General features: G+C 64.3%; 16 protein-coding genes. 9 read left to right on the top strand and 7 right to left on the bottom strand.

Annotated features, from left to right (window positions below; translation table 11 throughout):
* The first annotated feature begins 2 nt into the window (after positions 1-2).
* The 3 genes from A0U93_RS08775 to A0U93_RS08765 all read left to right on the top strand — a co-directional run bounded on the left by A0U93_RS08775 (position 3) and on the right by A0U93_RS08765 (position 4807).
* On the top strand, positions 3-1496 hold the full coding sequence (locus tag A0U93_RS08775; protein ID WP_077807024.1) for an L-aspartate oxidase: 1494 nt from the start codon (positions 3-5) through the stop codon (positions 1494-1496).
* Positions 1493-2347, top strand: coding sequence for a carboxylating nicotinate-nucleotide diphosphorylase (gene nadC / locus A0U93_RS08770; RefSeq protein ID WP_077807023.1), 855 nt, complete (start codon positions 1493-1495; stop codon positions 2345-2347). The genes A0U93_RS08775 and nadC overlap by 4 nt, the downstream gene beginning before the upstream one ends.
* Positions 2348-2494: 147 nt before the next feature.
* The gene (locus A0U93_RS08765) at positions 2495-4807 is read left to right on the top strand and encodes a TonB-dependent receptor (RefSeq protein ID WP_077807022.1); all 2313 of its coding nucleotides are present in this window, start codon (positions 2495-2497) and stop codon (positions 4805-4807) included.
* A gap of 475 nt (positions 4808-5282) precedes the next feature.
* On the opposite strand, the gene A0U93_RS08760 is transcribed toward A0U93_RS08765, so the two are convergent.
* On the bottom strand, positions 5283-5933 hold the full coding sequence (locus A0U93_RS08760; protein ID WP_169852725.1) for a PDDEXK family nuclease: 651 nt from the start codon (positions 5931-5933) through the stop codon (positions 5283-5285).
* On the bottom strand, positions 5933-6154 hold the full coding sequence (locus A0U93_RS16425; protein ID WP_255318291.1) for a helix-turn-helix domain-containing protein: 222 nt from the start codon (positions 6152-6154) through the stop codon (positions 5933-5935). Before A0U93_RS16425 ends, A0U93_RS08760 begins: the two co-directional genes overlap by 1 nt.
* Positions 6155-6221: 67 nt before the next feature.
* Between A0U93_RS16425 and A0U93_RS08755 the strand changes: the two genes are divergently transcribed.
* From A0U93_RS08755 to A0U93_RS08745, 3 genes are all read left to right on the top strand, one after another.
* Positions 6222-7235 (top strand): DNA-methyltransferase, encoded by a 1014-nt coding sequence (locus A0U93_RS08755; protein WP_245824789.1) that lies wholly within the window; start codon positions 6222-6224, stop codon positions 7233-7235.
* 474 nt (positions 7236-7709) lie between these two features.
* Entirely contained in the window at positions 7710-8003 is a 294-nt protein-coding gene (locus A0U93_RS08750; RefSeq protein WP_077807020.1) for a hypothetical protein, read from the top strand.
* A gap of 103 nt (positions 8004-8106) precedes the next feature.
* On the top strand, positions 8107-10209 hold the full coding sequence (locus A0U93_RS08745; protein WP_077807019.1) for a prolyl oligopeptidase family serine peptidase: 2103 nt from the start codon (positions 8107-8109) through the stop codon (positions 10207-10209).
* A 78-nt stretch (positions 10210-10287) separates the two neighbouring features.
* Here the strand turns inward: A0U93_RS08745 and A0U93_RS08740 are convergent, their stop codons facing one another.
* The 3 genes from A0U93_RS08740 to accD all read right to left on the bottom strand — a co-directional run bounded on the left by A0U93_RS08740 (position 10288) and on the right by accD (position 12925).
* Positions 10288-10632, bottom strand: coding sequence for a DMT family transporter (locus tag A0U93_RS08740; RefSeq protein WP_077807018.1), 345 nt, complete (start codon positions 10630-10632; stop codon positions 10288-10290).
* A 72-nt stretch (positions 10633-10704) separates the two neighbouring features.
* Positions 10705-12021, bottom strand: coding sequence for a bifunctional folylpolyglutamate synthase/dihydrofolate synthase (locus A0U93_RS08735; protein WP_077807017.1), 1317 nt, complete (start codon positions 12019-12021; stop codon positions 10705-10707).
* A 16-nt stretch (positions 12022-12037) separates the two neighbouring features.
* Positions 12038-12925 (bottom strand): acetyl-CoA carboxylase, carboxyltransferase subunit beta, encoded by an 888-nt coding sequence (gene accD / locus A0U93_RS08730; protein WP_077807016.1) that lies wholly within the window; start codon positions 12923-12925, stop codon positions 12038-12040.
* A gap of 185 nt (positions 12926-13110) precedes the next feature.
* Between accD and A0U93_RS08725 the strand changes: the two genes are divergently transcribed.
* A complete protein-coding gene (locus tag A0U93_RS08725; protein WP_077807015.1) occupies positions 13111-13686 on the top strand; it encodes an HdeD family acid-resistance protein in 576 nt (191 codons plus the stop codon).
* 1 nt (position 13687) lies between these two features.
* Here the strand turns inward: A0U93_RS08725 and trpA are convergent, their stop codons facing one another.
* Both trpA and trpB read right to left on the bottom strand, forming a co-directional pair.
* A complete protein-coding gene (trpA, locus tag A0U93_RS08720) occupies positions 13688-14500 on the bottom strand; it encodes a tryptophan synthase subunit alpha (RefSeq protein ID WP_077807014.1) in 813 nt (270 codons plus the stop codon).
* A complete protein-coding gene (gene trpB, locus A0U93_RS08715; RefSeq protein WP_077807013.1) occupies positions 14497-15741 on the bottom strand; it encodes a tryptophan synthase subunit beta in 1245 nt (414 codons plus the stop codon). The genes trpA and trpB overlap by 4 nt, the downstream gene beginning before the upstream one ends.
* 132 nt (positions 15742-15873) lie before the next feature.
* On the opposite strand from trpB, the gene A0U93_RS08710 reads away from it, so the two are divergent.
* Complete coding sequence (locus A0U93_RS08710; RefSeq protein WP_077807012.1) at positions 15874-16857, top strand: magnesium transporter CorA family protein; 984 nt, start codon at positions 15874-15876, stop codon at positions 16855-16857.
* 2 nt (positions 16858-16859) lie between these two features.
* Positions 16860-17384, top strand: a complete 525-nt coding sequence (locus tag A0U93_RS08705) for a hypothetical protein (protein WP_147151036.1) — start codon at positions 16860-16862, stop codon at positions 17382-17384.
* Positions 17385-17562 lie beyond the last annotated feature (178 nt).

Genomic DNA, 17562 nt, shown 5'->3' with positions numbered 1-17562 from the left:
CCATGAACCTCTCCCGCCTCGCCGGGTTGCCGGTCATCGCCGGCGCGGGCCTCGCCGGGCTTTCGGTGGCGCTGCATTACGATGGCCCATGCGTCCTGCTCAGCCCCGGCCCGCTGGGCCAGGATGCCGCCAGCGCCCTGGCGCAAGGCGGCATCGCCGCCGCCCTCGACCCGCAGGACAGCCCCGCCCGACACGCCGCCGACACGCTCGCCGCCGGCGCGGGCCTGTGCGATCCGCAGACCGTCCACCACATGACGCAGGACGGCCCCGCCGCCATCCAGCGCCTGCTGGACTGGGGCGTCGCCTTCGACCGCCGCCCGGACGGCACGCTCGACCTGCATCTCGAAGCCGCCCACGCCCATCCGCGCATCGCCCATGCGCACGACCGCAGCGGCGCCGCCATCATGCGCGCGCTGATCGACCGCGTGCGCGCCACCCCCCGCATCGTCGTGCTGGAAGGCGCCACCCTGCGCGGCCTCGACGCCCCGGACGGCAGACTGCGCGGCGTCTGGCTCCGTCACGACGGCCTGAATCATTTCCTGCCGACCACCGCCTGCGCCATCGCCAGCGGCGGCACCGGCGCGCTTTACGCCGCCGCCACCAGCCCCGGCGGCAATCGCGGCCTCGGCCTCGCCGCCGCCGCCCGCGCCGGCGTGGAACTGGCGGACATGGAATTCGTGCAGTTCCACCCCACGTCGCTGGACACCGCCGCCATCGGCCGCCGCCCGCTCATCAGCGAAGCCGTGCGCGGCGCCGGCGCCACGCTGATCGACGAAACCGGCGCGCGATTCACCGACGAACTCGCCCCGCGCGATGTCGTCTCCCGCGCCGTGGCCGCCCACCAGCACGCCGGGCACCGCGTCTTTCTCGATGCCCGAACCGCCCTCGGCCCGCATTTCGGCACCCATTTCCCCGGCATCGACGCCGCCTGCCGCGCCGCCGGCATCGACCCTTCCCGCGAACCCATCCCCGTGCGCCCGGCGGTCCATTACCACATGGGCGGCATCGCGACGGACCCTCATGGCCGCAGCAGCATCGACGGCCTCTGGGCCTGCGGGGAAGCCGCCTGCACCGGGCTGCACGGCGCCAACCGCCTCGCCAGCAATTCGCTGCTCGAAGCCTTCCTGACCGGCCGCGACGTCGCGCGGGACTGGTCGGGCCACCGCTTCGCCCCGGTCGATGCCACGGACCACGCCATGCCCACCGGCCCCGCGCCGGACCACACAGCCCGCGATATCGGCGTGTGGATGAGCGCGGAGGCCGGCATCCTGCGGGACGCCCCCGGCCTGTCCCGCCTGCTCGACCGCCTGACACCCTGGGTCGCAACCGACGATCACGCCCTCGTCGGCGCGCTGATCGCCCGCGCCGCCCTGCTGCGCCGCGAAAGCCGCGGCAGCCACCACCGCACCGATTTCCCCGATCCCGCAACGGCCCCGCTGCGCCGCCGGATCACCCTGTCGCATGTCATGCCGCAACCGCTGGAGCGCGTCGGATGAATCTCTCCCCCCTGCCGGACATCATGTGGGAACCCATCGTCCGCGCCGGCCTGCTCGAGGACCTCGGGACGGGCGGCGACGCCACCACCCAGGCCATCGCCCAGCCCGGCCAACGCCTGCGCGCCATCTTCTGCGCCCGTCAGCACGGCGTCGTCGCGGGCATGAGCGCCGCCCGCCTGTCCTTCTCGCTGCTGGACACCCATGCCCGCTTCCACAGCGAACGCAATGACGGCCACGTCGTCCAGCCCGGCGATATACTCGCCGTCATCGAGGCCAGAGCCGAAACCGTGCTCGGCGGCGAGCGCGTCGCCCTCAACCTGCTCTCCCACCTCAGCGGCATCGCCACCGCCACCCACACCGTCGTCGAAGCCGTGCAGGGGACGAAGGCCCGCGTCTGCTGCACGCGCAAGACCATGCCCGGCATGCGCGCCCTGCAGAAATACGCCGTCAAGGCCGGCGGCGGCTCGAACCACCGCTACCGGCTGGACGACGCCATCCTCATCAAGGACAACCACATCGCCCTTTGCGGCGGCGTCCGCCCCGCGCTGGAAGGCGCGCGGGAGAGGGCAGGGCACCTGATGAAGATCGAACTGGAGGTGGACACGCTGGACCAGCTCCGAGACGCCCTCGACGCCGGCGGCGCGGACGCCTACCTGCTGGACAACATGCCACCCCCAACCCTGCGCGACGCCGTCAGGATGATCGACGGCCGCGCCATCGCCGAAGCCTCCGGCGGCATCACGCCGCAAACCGCGCGCTCCATCGCCGAGACCGGCGTCGATATCCTCTCGCTCGGCTGGCTCACCCATAGCGTCACCGCACTGGATATCGGATTGGATATCGACGCGTAACGTTCCGAACGTGATCTTTTGGCAACGGGCGACTGGCGATCGCTGTCACAAATCTGTCTTTTTGTTGCCGAGACGGTCAGTTTTTCCCGATAAACAAAGTCGCCCGTCACGGGCGGCCCCGGGTTTTACTGATTGAAGGTTCTTTCCATGGCAGTTCGCCGCGCCCTGCGTCAAAAACGGCTCTACATGCTCTCGTGTCTGATCGGCATGACCGGCGCAAACGCCCTGGCAGCGACGACACCTGCCAAACATCGCCGCAGCCACCAGACAACCCCGGCCAAACCACAGGCCACCCAACCGCAGGTCGCCCAACCGAAAGCCGCTCCGGCGAAGCCCCGCGCCATGGAAGCGCGCCAGGCCGAAACCATCTCCGTCGTCACCTCCCGCCGCGCCCTGAACGGCGGCGGCGGCATGATGCGCATCGAAACCGCCCCGCGCGCCGTGCAGACGGTGGACAAGCAGTATATCGAGATGCGCTCGCCCACCAGCAACGCGCTGGACCTCATCCAGACCCTGCCCAGCGTCAACGTCTCCCAGCCGGACGCCTACGGCATGGAAGGTGGCCAGATCCAGACCCGCGGCCTCACCGATCTCGATATGGGCCTGCTGCTCGACGGCGCACCCGCCGCCGCCGCCAAATACCTCTCCGAAAACATCGATTCCGAAAACCTCGAGGAAGTCAGCCTCACCCCCGGCAGCGCCGCCACCAACCTGCCCGTCATCTCCGCCGCCGCCGGCGTCCTGCAGGAAACCTCCCACACGCCGGACAGGAAATTCGGCGGCCTCGTGGACTTCTCCTACGGCACCAACAACCTCTCGCGCGAATTCATCCGCCTCGAATCCGGCGAAATCGGCCATACCGGCGTGCGCAGCTTCTTCTCCTTCTCCAATACCCATACCCGCAGCTGGATCGGCTCCGGCATCAACGACCGCAAACACATCGATTTCGGCATGCAGAAAGACTGGGAGAACGGCTCCTACGCCAAGGCCTTCGTCTCCTGGAACAACGAAAACTTCGTCATCGACAACTACCCGACGGCGCAGGAATTCTACGCCTACAAACACACCGGCCAGGGCTACGGCCGCTCCGCCGACCCGGCAAATCCCAACTACTGGAAAAACAACAACGATCATTGGAACCAGGTCTTCCTGACCGCGCCGATCCATATCGCCCTGCCGGACCACTTCTCCTTCGACCTCCAGCCCTATTTCAGCTACGGCACCGGCTACGACGCCTCACCCCTCGACCCGGTGACGGACGCCAACGGCGCCACACGCAACCTCATCAATTATTTCGACCAGAACGCCACACGACAGGTCGGCGCCACCGCCCGCCTCAACTGGCAGCCGGACAGCCACAACACGATCTCGCTGGGCTACTGGTACGAAAACAACTACACCCTGCAATCCTACCCGCAGAGCTACGCTCTCCCCGGCGGCGGCGCCCCCAACCCGTCCAACATGGCCTTCCGCTATTCGGACGACGATAAACAGGACGCCGGTTACGAAATCCATTCCCTGTTCATCGAAGACACCGCGAAATATCTCAACGACCGCCTGACCATCCACGGCGGCTTCAAGTTCGTGATGTCCAATACCTGGAACAAGGACTATTTCGGTCGCCAGTCCGCCAACCGCACCGAACCCCTGCCGCAACTCCAGATCGGCTACCAGATCAACGACCAGAACCAGGTCTACCTCAACGTCGAAGGCGACTACCGCCAGCCCAGCCAGGTCGATCTCGGCTGGCTCTACACCGACGTCGCGATTCCGAAAAACCAGTATTCCATCAAGGAAGAACTCGGCTGGCGCTACCACAACCAGTATTTCATGATCGACGCGTCGTTCTTCAACTATAACGTCACCAACCGCATCGTCGATCAATACATCGGCATGAACAACTATTCGCCGTTCTCCATCGGCAACCAGCAGATGCGCGGCTTCGACTTCATGATCGCCGGCCGCTCCATCCACGGCTTCAGCCCCTACGCCTCGGTCGAATACCTCCACGCCTCGCAGGACTCGAACGTCTTCGACCCCTACCAGAACATCATGCTGCATTCCGCCGGCACACAGGCCATCATGGCCCCACACGTCATGGCGAATTTCGGCCTCACCTACGTCTATAAAGGCTTCTTCTCCAACGCCAGCGTGCACTACACCGGCCCCCAGAACGTCGCCGTCGCAGGCGACCAGCGCATGCCCGGCTACGTGACCGACACGCTCTCCCTCGGCTACCACTTCAAGCCCTTCGGCTTCGTGAAATCCCCCACCTTCAAGCTGAACTTCACCAACCTCACCGGCTCGATCGAACGCATCGGCGCCATGGGCGCAATCTACAGCCGTAACGACACCAGCACCGTCTGGAACGCCAGCCGCCCGTCCTACACCGGCTACGGCAATTCCTTCATGGTCACGCCACGCTTCACCATGACCGGAACGATCTCCACCGCCTTCTGACCCGACCCAACGCGGCGCGGGCCTCCCGCCCGCCCAAACCTGACGAAATGGATACCCCGCCTTTCATGAACTCTCCCGCCCGCAAGCCCTTAGCAAGGCTGCGACGCAAAGGAGTTCATGATCGTGGCCCACAATAAAGGGCGCATGGTGGTTTCAAGCATCATGCATTCGAATGTCAGCTTTTTGCTAACCGATTTCATCAGCGGGTATTCCGCTGTCCACTCCGGTCTTGACCGGAGGCTTCAAGCAAGAAGATGCAATGCTGCTCTCGCCGGCATGCCGGTCGTTCAACCGTCGTTCCCTGCATCCCAAAAGCTGTGATAATCTGTAGGTTGCTTTTCAGCCGAGCTTGAGACTGTGCCGTCGCCTAATTCGTAGACGCCCGGCTCCTCTTCTTTATCATATTTGTCTACGTGCTGGATGGCTGTGCCTGTGCGCAAGGATCAGGGCAAGCAGTAAATGGCTCAGCAGGAAACTATCTAGTCTGACGCTTCTCTCGTCGGCGCACGACTGCTACGGGGTTGTCGCCTACTGCCGGGTCGCCCCTGAGATCAGCAACAGCTTCGGCTTTAGCTTTGCGCCGATTGGCAGATTCCTTTGTGCGTTCGCGACGAATGGCAGCGGCCGCCTTAAGATCGAGCGGCCTGCCGTCGTCATAAAGTGTCTCGCCGTTATTGCAGACAAAATTGAGCGGGATTTTCGGATTATTGATGTCTTTTCCGGTTTCCGTCCGCTGTTTCTCCCATTTGGAGAAATGCGCTTCAAGCTTTTCAGTGGCTACAGCAAAGGCGCGGCGCATTTCGATCCCTTCATAAACCGCAAATACCCACTGCGCCTGACGATATTTTTCTATGATTGGAATGTTGACATGGTGGTTCGTGGAAAACCCCGCGGTTAAATGGATGTTGACGCTTTTAAGTTCATACTCTCGGCCTTCAATATCGACCGCGTCGTTGCCCTCACGGCCAGGAATTCCCTGTAGATTCAGCGCCAGCAGCATTTGTAGAATTTTGCCGCCATTGTCCTGAAACACGTCGTCGATGCCGTGTTCGCTCGCGAGCGCCTGAAACTCGCGCACGGCGGGCATGAGCTTCTCGAGCTTATCCCAGTCGGGGTGCTTCGCCATCAGCCGACAAGCTCCGCAACCGTCACACCAAGGGCCGAGGCCAGTTTCGAAAGGTTATCCAAACCGACGTTCCGCTCGCACCGTTCGATGCCACCAAGGTAATTGCGGTGGACGCCCGCCAAATCGGCGAGCGCCTCTTGGCTTAGGTTGCGCTCTGCCCGCATCTTGCGCAGGTTGGCCGCGACAGCTTCACGTACAGGATTCGAGGGACACAATTTCACCCGCGCAGGGTTGAAAAAAGACCACTATGAGTCTACACACTATGGGTGTGATTGAGAGGATTGTCTGTTGGCGGGTTTCAAAATCGAAGGACTACGGCCGAGTTACACGACCTTAGGTGGTGCGGCATACTGCGGTGACTCGCGTCAGCTTCTTGAGGCATTGCCCGACGATAGTCTCGATTTGGTGATGACCTCGCCGCCATTCGCCCTTCAACGTCATAAGGTGTATGGCGGATTGGATCAGGCCGATTACCTCGACTGGCTGATGGACTTCGCTCGTCTCGTCTTTGCCAAGCTGAAGCCGACTGGTAGCCTCGTTATGGACGTGGGCGGAGCCTATCAGAAGGGCGTTCCGGCGCGCAGTCTCTATCATCTCCGGCTGCCGATTCGTTTCTGTGACGAGATCGGTTTTTTCCTCGCGGAGGACTTCTACTGGTTCAATCCGGCCAAGCTGCCAAGCCCGATCGAGTGGGTAAACAAGCGGAAGATTCGCGCCAAGGATTCGGTTAACAACCTTTGGTGGTTCTCCAAGACCGAGTGGCCGAAGGCAGATGTGAGTAAGGTTCTCGCGCCATACTCCGACCGCATGCGTAAGCTGATGGAAGATCCGGACAAATTCTATAAACCGGCCGTGCGTCCTTCCGGTCATGATATAGGGAAAGGCTTTGCCAAAGACAACGGCGGCGCGATCCCGTCCAACCTGCTGCAGATCCCCAACACGGAATCGAACGGCGGATACGTGGCAGGTTGTAAGCTGGTGGGTGCTGATCGGCATCCGGCACGTTTCCCGGCCAGACTGCCCGAGTTCTTCATCCGTTTCCTGACTGATCCCGGTGACACTGTCCTCGATATCTTCGCGGGCTCGAACACCACGGGTTCGGTCGCCGAAATTGAGGGCAGGCGTTGGCTCGCCTTCGAAGAACGGCAGGACTATCTTGCCGCGAGCGTGTTCCGCTTTATGCCGAAGGGTACGCCAGCGGCGAAGCTACAAGCGGCTTACGATTCGGTATCAACTGGAGAGTCGACCGATCTAACCTGCTACATGACACAGGTTGAGATGTTCCAGGCGGTGGCCGAGTAGATATCAATAACGTATAACAGAGTTATTACGAGGGTCTTTCTCCCCCCTATATTTGTCCCAATGGTCGTTGGGACTGCTTGCTTTATTCTTCGTTCCGCTTCTGGACCTAGAAAAATCCATCAATTACCGGGCGGTAGCCAACAACATCGTAAAGCCCTTAGCTGCCGGTCGCTTGTCCGCTGAGTCCGGTCATGCTGCCTATAGCGATGCTCATGCCCAATGGCGGAAAGCTCATACAGGCACCTGAATGTCTGAGATGCGCATAGCCGTCAAAGTAGGGTGGCCGTAAGAATGTCCGCCATCTCAAATTGGCTGCCTGACAGCGGACATTCCGCTCACCCCCCATCTCCGCCAAAAGCACGCCCGGCTCGGCACGAAAAATGTTGTTTAAGCAAAACAATCTATATTCGAACCGAAAATAAAAACCGATCATAAAAATGAAAGCATCGCATAAGCGTATCAGGAAAAGTAAAAATGAAATTTCCACGCGAGACTCTGAATCCGACCACCACCCCTGAACGAAACAAATTTCACAAAACATCCCTATGCGCCGCCGTGGCACTGATCGGCCTGTCCGGCTGCGCCGGAGTTTACACCGGCTCCGCCCCGTCCCACCCTGAAAATAATCCCGCGGTCGTCTCCGGCCGTCCGCAGAACATGCTCCTGAATCCCTTGCGAAGCGGTAACGGGCATTATCTCAGCGGACCGCCGCAATATTCCAATAACGATATTCCCGAGAATAACGACCGCTTACCGGCCTCTCCATGACCCCACGCCATCGCGGATAAACGGCCCTTGCCCTCCACCCCAAAACCCGCTGTTCTCTTTCCGTAACAACGCCGTCCGCCACGGAAAGAAGGACACCCACCCCTTGTCGCCCCTCCGCCACAAACTCGCCGCCACGGCGCTCCTCGCCTCCACCGCCATCGCCGGCGCGCACGCCGCCACCCTGGACGACCCCAACATCTGGCTGGAAGACGTCTCATCCCCCCGCGCCATGGATTGGGTCAACGCGCACAACGCTACCACCACCCAGCGGCTGCAAGCCGACCCGCGCTATAAAACCCTTTACGATCAAGCCCTCGCCGTCGCCGCCAACAAGGACCGCATCCCGGCCCCAACCTTCACCCACGGCCAGATCTTCAATTTCTGGCAAGACGCGGACCACCTGCGCGGCATCTGGCGCAAGACGACACTGGCCAGCTACCGCACCGCCCACCCGCAATGGTCCACCGTCCTGGATATCGACGCGCTGGGCAAGGCGGAGAACAAAAGCTGGGTGCTGCGCGGCCGCAACTGCCTGGAACCGGACGAAAACCGCTGCCTGATCTCCCTCTCCAACGGCGGGGAAGACGCCGTGGAGGTCCGCGAATTCGACCTCGCACGCCAGCTCTTCGTCCCGGACGGCTTCCACCTCCCGCGCGGCAAGCACAAGATCGCGTGGGAAGACGCCAACCACCTCCTCATCGCAACGGACTGGACACCGGGCGACGTCACGCCCTCCGGCTACCCGTTCATCGTCAAACGCCTCACCCGCGGCCAGTCACTGGATCAGGCCATCGAAATCTACCGTGGCGACAAAAACGACGGCGGCTACGGCGTCGCCCCCGCCGTCCTGCAGGACGGGCAGGGGCGCCAACTGGCCATCATCGTCCGCCCGCTGGACACCTTCCGCCACCAGACCTTCGTCATCACCCCCAAAGGCGTCCAGCGCCTCGCCATCCCCGATAAGGTGGACGTGGTCGATCTGGTGGACAACCGCGTCATCCTCTCCCTCGACGAACCCTGGAAAGGCCACCCCGCCGGCGCCCTCGTCGCCGTGAACCGCGACGCCCTGCTGGCCGACCCGCAGAACCTCGACCCCAAACCCGTCTGGGCCCCCGGCCCGCAGGACGCGATGGACAGCCATACCTCCACCAGAAACAACGTCCTCCTCGCCACCCTGCACAACGTTCAGGGCCGCGCCACCGTCCTCAAGCCCCATCCCCACGACCAGTGGCGCACGCAGACCCTGCCGTTGCCCGACAACCTGGCCATCTCCTGGGGCTCGACCGACGTGAAATCCGACCGCGCCTTCCTCGGCGCCAGCGGCTTCCTCACACCTTCCACCCTCTACCTGTCGGACACGGCCAAAGGCACGCTGGAACCCGTCAAGACACTGCCCGCGCAGTTCGACGCCACGCAGGACATCGTGGAACAGTTCGAGGCCACGTCCACGGACGGCACGAAAATCCCGTATTTCATCGTCCACCGGAAAGATATCCGCTACGACGGCCAGACACCCACCCTCATGACCGCCTATGGCGGCTTCGAGGTCAGCGAAACGCCCTACTATTCCGCCACCATCGGCAAGCTGTGGCTGGAGCGGGGCGGGGCCTTCGTGCTGGCCAATATCCGCGGCGGCGGCGAATTCGGCCCGAAATGGCACGACGCCGGCCTCGCCACCAGACGACAGGTCATCTACGACGATTTCGCCGCCGTCGCGAAGGATCTGGACGCCCGCAAGATCACCTCGCCACGCCGCCTCGGCATCGAGGGCGGCTCCAACGGCGGCCTGCTGATGGGCGTGGAATTCACGGAACATCCGGAACTCTGGAACGCCGTCGTCATCCAGGTCCCGCTGCTGGACATGATCCGCATCTCGAAAATCGCCGCCGGCGCGTCCTGGCAGGGCGAATACGGCGACGTGAACGCCGACCCCGCCGTCATGGCCTTCTGGCAGAAAACCTCGCCCTACCAGAACCTGAAGGCGGACGTGAAATACCCCGAGCCCTTCATCTTCACCACCACCAAGGACGACCGCGTCGGCCCCCAGCACGCCCGCAAATTCGCCGCGCGGATGGAGGAGATGAAACTGCCGTTCTACTATTACGAAAATACCGAAGGCGGCCACGGCTCCGGCGCGGATCTCAAGCAATCCGCCCGCACGCAGGCCCTGACCATGACCTACCTGCAGGAAAAACTGATGAACTGACGCCCCACGCCCCGATGCCGCCCCTCCGGCGCGGCATCGGACGTCAGAAGCGGGACACCATCACCAGCCCGCCAATCATCAACGCCCCACCCAGGAACGCCCGATCCCCGCCGTCACCGTCAGCCCCGTGAAAACGCCCGATCCCAGCTTCTGCGCAAAAAACAGCGTGCTCACCACGTAAACCGCACCACACAAACCCCCGGTCCACGCCCACCACGGCGTCGCCGCGATCCTGTCGCTGCTGGGCAGTCCTTCGCGCGAAACCAGCGTCACCACGGCCAGCACCGCCGCCGTCAGCGCCCCGGTGAATAGTCCCACCATCCAGGACCGATCCAGAGATTTCGCCAGTTGCGCATTGGTGCCGGACTGGATGGACGTCATCACGCCACCCAGCGCGACGATCAGATAGATCAGGATAGTCATCGCGATCGCCTTTTTTCAGGAAAGACGATCAGCGATTCCCGCGTTTATGTCGTTTCATGACATCCGCGTATGTCAGTCCAGCACCGCGCCATCCTGCGCCAATACCAGCCCCGCCAGATACAGGCTGCCACAGATCAGCACCCGCGCCGGGGGGCCACCCGCCGCCCGCAACCGCGCCAGCGCTGCGCCAACCGTCGGTCCCGGCACCGCCCGGCCACCGGACGCCGCCACGATCTCATCCACCCCCAGCGCCAGATGCTGCCCCGGCTCGGCCACCGCCTGCGCCGTCGTGGCACCCGACAGCAGCGGGTCGAGAAACCCGCGCACATCCTTGCTCTGCTTCATCCCGACCACCAGATGCACCGGCCGATCCCGCCAGTCCGCCAGCACCGCCGCCAGCACGTCACCCGCGCCGGGATTGTGGCCGCCATCCAGCCAAAGCTCCCAACCATCCGGCAACCGCGCCGCCAGCGCGCCCGTCAGCCGCTGCATCCGCGCGGGCCAGCGCGCCGCTGCAATGCCGGCCCAGGCACGGTCGGGCAGGGGCAGGCGGCTCGCTCGCAACGCCGCCACGGCCAGCGCCGCATTGTCGTGCTGGTGCGGGCCACGCAACGCCGGCGCGGGCAGGGACAGCTCGCCCAGCGGATCGGAATAGGCGAGGGCGCTCGCCCCCGAAATACGCACATCCTCGCCCAGAACCCAGAGCGGCGCTCCCACCGCCGCCGCCCGCGCCCGCAACACGGCGAGCGCCTCCGGCCGCTGCGGCGCACAGACCACGGGCACGCCCGGCTTCATGATCCCGGCCTTCTCCGCCGCGATCGCGTCCAGCGTATCCCCGAGAAACGCCTGATGATCCAGGCTGATCGCCGTGATCGCGCAGGCCGCCGGCCGGTCGATCACGTTCGTCGCATCCAGCCGCCCGCCAAGCCCGACCTCGATGATCGCCAGATCGGCCGGCGTGCGTGAAAACAGCAGGAACCCCGCCGCCGTCAGCACCTCGAACACCGTGATCGGCGCATCCCCGTTCACGCGCTCGACCTCCTCCAGCGCCGCCACCAGCGCGTCCTCGCTCACCAGCTTCCCGGCAAGGCGGAACCGCTCCGTCACGTCGATCAGATGCGGGCTGGTCATGACATGCACGCGCCATCCCGCCGCCTCGGCAATGGCGCGCAGATTGGCGCAGGTGCTGCCCTTGCCGTTGGTGCCCGCCACATGCACGACCGGCGGCAGCGCACGCTCCGGATGGCCCAGCCTGGCCAGCAGACCGTGAAGCCGGTCGAGCGACAGGTCGATCAGCTTCGGATAAAGCCCCTGCAACCGCCCCAGGATCGCGCCGGCGCGGCCCTGATATTCGTCGCTCAATGTCACCGGCGCGCCCGTCGCGTTCATGGAAAAAAGCCTTCCGTCAGGCCGCCGTCTCGAGCGTGGCGCCCGGCGTGGCATTGGGCACCTGCTTGGTCAGCAGCCCGATCAGCCGCCCCAGTTCCTCATGCAGGTCCGTGCGCTTCACCACACGGTCCACCATGCCGTGATCGCGCAGATATTCCGAACGCTGGAAACCTTCCGGCAACTTCTCGCGCACCGTGTCCTGAATGACGCGCGGCCCGGTGAAGGCGATCAGCGCCTCCGGCTCGGCCAGCTGGATGTCGCCCAGCATCGCGAAGGAGGCCGAAACGCCCCCCGTCGTCGGGTTCGTCAGCACCACGATATAGGGCAGGTGCGCATCGTTGAGCATCTGCACGCCGATGGTCGTGCGTGGCATCTGCATCAGCGATACCACGCCTTCCTGCATCCGCGCCCCGCCCGATGCCGTGAACACGATCAGCGGCGCCTTCTGCAACACGGCCAGGCGGCACGCCGCCACGAACGCCTCACCCAGCGCCGCACCCATCGTGCCCGACAGGAACTCGAACGCCATCACGGCCACGACCGCGTTCTGGCCGCCGATCGTGCCGTGCGCCACCACCATCGATTCATCGAGATGCGACTTGGCGCGCTGCTCCTTCAGGCGCTCGGTATAGCGCTTGCTGTCGCGAAACCCCAACGGATCGACCGGCACCTTCGGCAGCTCGATCCGCGTGAACTCACCATTGTCGAACGTCCAGGCCAGACGCTCCAGCGCACTGGCGCGCATGTGATGGCCGCAATGCGGGCAGACCTTCTGCGCCTTCTCCAGATCGCGCACCAGAATCATCTGCGAGCAGGACTCGCAACTCGTCCAGAGATTATCCGGCACTTCGCGCTGCAACAGGCCGCGAATCTTGGGGCGCACGTAATCGGTCAGCCAACTCATCTCATCATTCTCCACAGGCGGTGGGAAAGGGGGGAGGAAGGCTCCGCGCCCCGCATGTTCATTCTCTTGGGCGCGCGTTTTACCCTCGCCACGCAAGCAATACCAGTGTCCCGCGCAATCCGAAGCCCACGCCGCTCGTTATAGTGCCCGAGGATCATTTTCCACACGCAATAGAAGGAGCCCTTATGTCAGACTTCCGCAACCTTCCGTCCGGTTTCCCCGGCGGCGGCCCGATGCCCAGCCTGCGGCCGGAGACGTTCATCGCCATCGGCGTCGTGCTCGTCGTGCTCGGCGTCCTGGCATGGATCGACGCCGTCATGGCCACCCTCGCCAGCGTCGTCGTGCTCGGCGTGCTGCTCGTCGTCGCCGGCATCGCGCAACTGGCGCAGGTCTTCGCCCATCGCCGCGTTGCGGTGCAGAACCAGTGGCTCGCCGCACTCGGGGGCGTGCTCTACATCCTCGGCGGCCTGCTGATGATCGAGGAGCCCGCGACCGGCTCCGTCTTCCTCACCGCCTTCCTGGCCGGCTGCCTGATCTTCGCCGGCATCGCCCGCGCGGTCTGGATCAGCGGACACCGCACCGTCGGCAACTGGTGGAGTATCCTGCTGAGCGCGATCATCACGCTGCTCGTCGGCATCCTCATCTGGGCGACCCTGCCCTGGTCCGGCCTGTTCCTGATCGGCACGCTGATCGCCATCGAACTCATCATCGCCGGCGTCTCCGCCGTGATGTTCGGCCTGGCCCTGCGCAAACAGGCCTGAATCAGCCGCGCACCGCCTCCGCCAGCTCCCGCAACTGGCCCAGGACGCGCGGCACCGTCTGGTCCGTGGCGCGCCCGTCGTCCAGCGTCGCGGCCAGCGTGGTAATCAGGGCCGAGGCCACCACCGCCGCATCGCCCGTGCGCGATGCGACAGCCGCCTGCGACGGCGTGCGGATGCCGAAACCCACGGCCACCGGCAGGTCGCTGACCGCCCGGATGCGCGGCATGGCCGCCGCCAGTTCGTCTTCCGTCGCCGTCCGCGTCCCCGTGATGCCGGTGATGCTCACGTAATAGATGAACCCGCTCGCCTCCGGCAGGATCTGCCGAAGCCGCGCGTCAGACGTATTCGGCGCGACCAGCCGGACGATATCCAGCCCGTTCGCCCGCGCGTCGTCCTCCAGCAGGTCGGCCTCCTCCGGCGGCAGATCGACGACGATCAGCCCATCCACACCCGCCGCCGCCGCATCGGCGCAGAAGCGCGCCGGGCCGTAGCTGTCGATCGGGTTCAGGTAGCCCATCAGCACGATCGGCGTGGCATCGTCGCCTTCACGGAAACGCTTCACCATCTCCAGCACGCGCGTCAGCGTCGCGCCCGCCTTCAGGCCGCGCAACGCCGCCGCCTGAATGGTGAGCCCATCGGCGGACGGATCGGAGAACGGAACGCCGATCTCGATCAGATCGGCCCCCGCAGCAGGCATGGCCTTCAGCAGTTCGAGGGACGTCTCCAGATCGGGATCGAACGCCTGAAGATAGGGGATCAGCGCCCCGCGCCCCTCGGCCTTGAGAGCGTCGAAACGGGTCTTGATACGGCTCACAGATCCACTCCCAGATGCTTGGCCACCGTGAAGATGTCCTTGTCGCCGCGCCCGGAGACGTTGAGCACGATGATCTTGTCCTTATCCAGCGTCGGCGCGAGTTTCATGACATGCGCAAGCCCATGCGCGCATTCCAGCGCGGGAATGATGCCCTCCGTGCGCGTCAGAAGCTGAAAGGCTTCCAGCGCCTCGCTATCCGTGACACCCACATATTCCGCACGCCCGATATCGTTGAGCCAGGAATGCTCCGGCCCGATGCCCGGATAATCCAGCCCCGCGCTGATCGAATGCGCCTCCTCGATCTGGCCGTTCTCATCCTGCAACAGATAGGTGCGGTTGCCATGCAGCACGCCGGATCGCCCGCGTGAGATGGAAGCGGCCGTCTTGCCGCTATCCAGCCCAAGCCCGGCAGCCTCGACGCCAATCAGCTTCACCTCGGGTTCGTCGAGGAACGGATGGAAAATGCCCATCGCATTCGAACCACCCCCGATGGCCGCGACGATGTAATCCGGCAGGCGGCCCTCCGCTTCCATCATCTGCGTGCGCGTCTCCTCCCCGATGACGGACTGGAAATCGCGCACCATGCGCGGATAGGGATGCGGTCCCGCCACCGTGCCGACCAGAAAATACGTGTCCGAAACGTTCGCGACCCAGTCGCGCATCGCCTCGTTCATGGCATCCTTCAGCGTGCCCGCACCGGCCGTCACCGGCTTCACCTCCGCCCCCAGCAGATGCATGCGAAAAACATTGGGCTTCTGCCGCTCCACGTCGGTCGCGCCCATGTAGATCACGCATTTCATGCCGAACAGCGCGCACACCGTCGCCGTCGCCACGCCGTGCTGTCCCGCGCCGGTTTCCGCGACGATGCGCGTCTTGCCCATGCGCTGGGCCAGCAGAATCTGCCCCATGACGTTGTTGAGCTTGTGCGAGCCCGTGTGGTTCAGTTCCTCACGCTTCAGATAGACCTTGGCGCCGCCCAGGGTCTCCGTCAGCCGCTCCGCGAACCACAGCGGGCTGGGACGGCCCACATAGTCGCGGAAATAATAGGAAAGTTTCACGTGAAACATCGGATCGGCCTGCGCCGCGTCGTAGGCGGCCTCCAGATCCTGAACCAGCGGCATCAGGGTCTCGGCAACGAACCGGCCGCCGAACGTGCCAAAGCGTCCCCGCGCATCGGGGCCCGTGCGCAGGCTGTTCGGTTGCGCCGGCGCGCTCGTCTGGGGGGTCGCGGTCGTGCTCATCGTGGCGTGTCCTCGTGTCCGATCCATCTCGGGTCGTCTGCGATACCAGAGGGAGCGCCCCGGCGTCCATCGCATCCCTTGCACCCAGCAACAGAACGAGACATTGAGGGCAGGCCAATTGGGAGACCCGGAATGTTCCTTGCCCGCCCACCCGGTACGACGGCGCATGAAATCATCGACGATCGCGACATCGACCATGCCGCGTGGCTGGACCTGATCAACCCCACGCCCGAGGAACTCTCCCGCGCCCAGCGCCTGACCGGGCTGACCATGCCACGCCGGGAGGAACTGGAGGAGATCGAAAGCTCGTCACGCCACTACAAGCGCGACAACGTGGTCTATCTCTCGACACCTCTGGTGCGGCGCCACGACGGTGGGGAAACGACGGCCTTCCCCGTCGGTCTCGTCCTGACCGATCACCTCGTCATCACCGTGCGTTATTCGGACTACACCGCTTTCGACGTCACGGGCCGCGAAGTCGCGGAATGGCCCGAAGACAATGCCGCGCCGGATGCGCCGGAGATCATGGTCATCCTGCTCGAAGCCATGATTAATCGTCTGGCCGACGTGCTGGAGGGGCTGGGCCGCACACTCGACGATATCTCGCGCAAGGTCTTCGCCGCCGATACGCCCCGCCGGCGCGCCCGCTCCGCGGAAATGCTGCGTGAAACACTGCGTCGCCTCGGCCGCGGCGGCGATCTGGCCTCCTACATCCGCGACAGCCTGCTCGGCCTTGATCGCATGGGCATCTTCCTGGCCGATAGCGGTCACTACACCCTTTCCGGCCCGTTGCAGGTGCGGATGAAAGTCGCCGGGCGCGACATCGCCTCCCTGAACGACTTCGTGGCGCAGAACATGAACAAGGTGCAGTTCCTGCTGGACGCAACGCTCGGCTTCATCAGCATCGAACAGAACGACGGCATGAAACTGCTCACCGTCGTCAGCTTCGTCGGCATCGCACCGACCCTGATCGCCGGCATCTACGGCATGAATTTCAAGAACATTCCGGAACTCGACTGGCATTACGGTTATTATTACTGCCTGGGACTGATGGCTCTCTCCGTCATCGTCCCGCTGGGTTTCTTCTGGCGTCGCGGATGGTTTGGAGACCGATGAACATGCCTCAATTCACACGCTTCGCCGCCGCCGGCCTGCCGCTTGTCCTCGGCACCCTGCTGGCCGCCGCCGCCCCGGCGCCCGCCCCGGCCACGCCGCAGCAACTCGTCGATCGGATCGTGCAGGAACCGTGGCGTTTCGAAGGCTATTCCCAGAGCCATGTCGGGCTGGGCCAGACCATCGTCCGGGACGGGCGCAAGCCGTCACGCGTGCTGGTCGGCATGCATCCGGAAGGCGCGCGGCTGAGCGGTGAAGTCGTGGCGCTGGATGCGGAAAACCGGCCGCTCGCCGCCGCGCCGTTCACCGGCAGCATCGATGAGGCGGCCGATCCGGCACGCCGCCCCGCCGCCTGCACGCTGCATGTGGCACTTCCCGTCGCACTCGACATGCAGGGCACCTGCGGACGCGACCTGCTCGCCGGGCATTACCGCACCGAGGACAGGACGCTGCCGGCCATCCTCGTGACGGTGGGGCTGATGAGCCCGCCAGTCACCGATGGCGAATACTGGCTGGCCCCCTGGCGCTGAGCGATCAACACGCCGCTTGACGCGGCCTCGGCCCGGGCGTAATCCTTCTGCCCGTTACGAGCGGCGTCCTGCCGCCCTGCATTTCACGCACGGACATATCCGCTTCGCCCGACGGTTCGTTGGTCAAGGCCGACATATTCACGAAACACCGTCAGCAATCGTCGAACGATAACGGATT

The sequence above is a fragment of the Neoasaia chiangmaiensis genome, assembly GCF_002005465.1.
Classification (GTDB): Bacteria; Pseudomonadota; Alphaproteobacteria; order Acetobacterales; family Acetobacteraceae; genus Neoasaia; species Neoasaia chiangmaiensis.
Note: the sequence above shows the minus strand (reverse complement) of the source record. Positions and strands in the feature narration are given on the sequence as shown.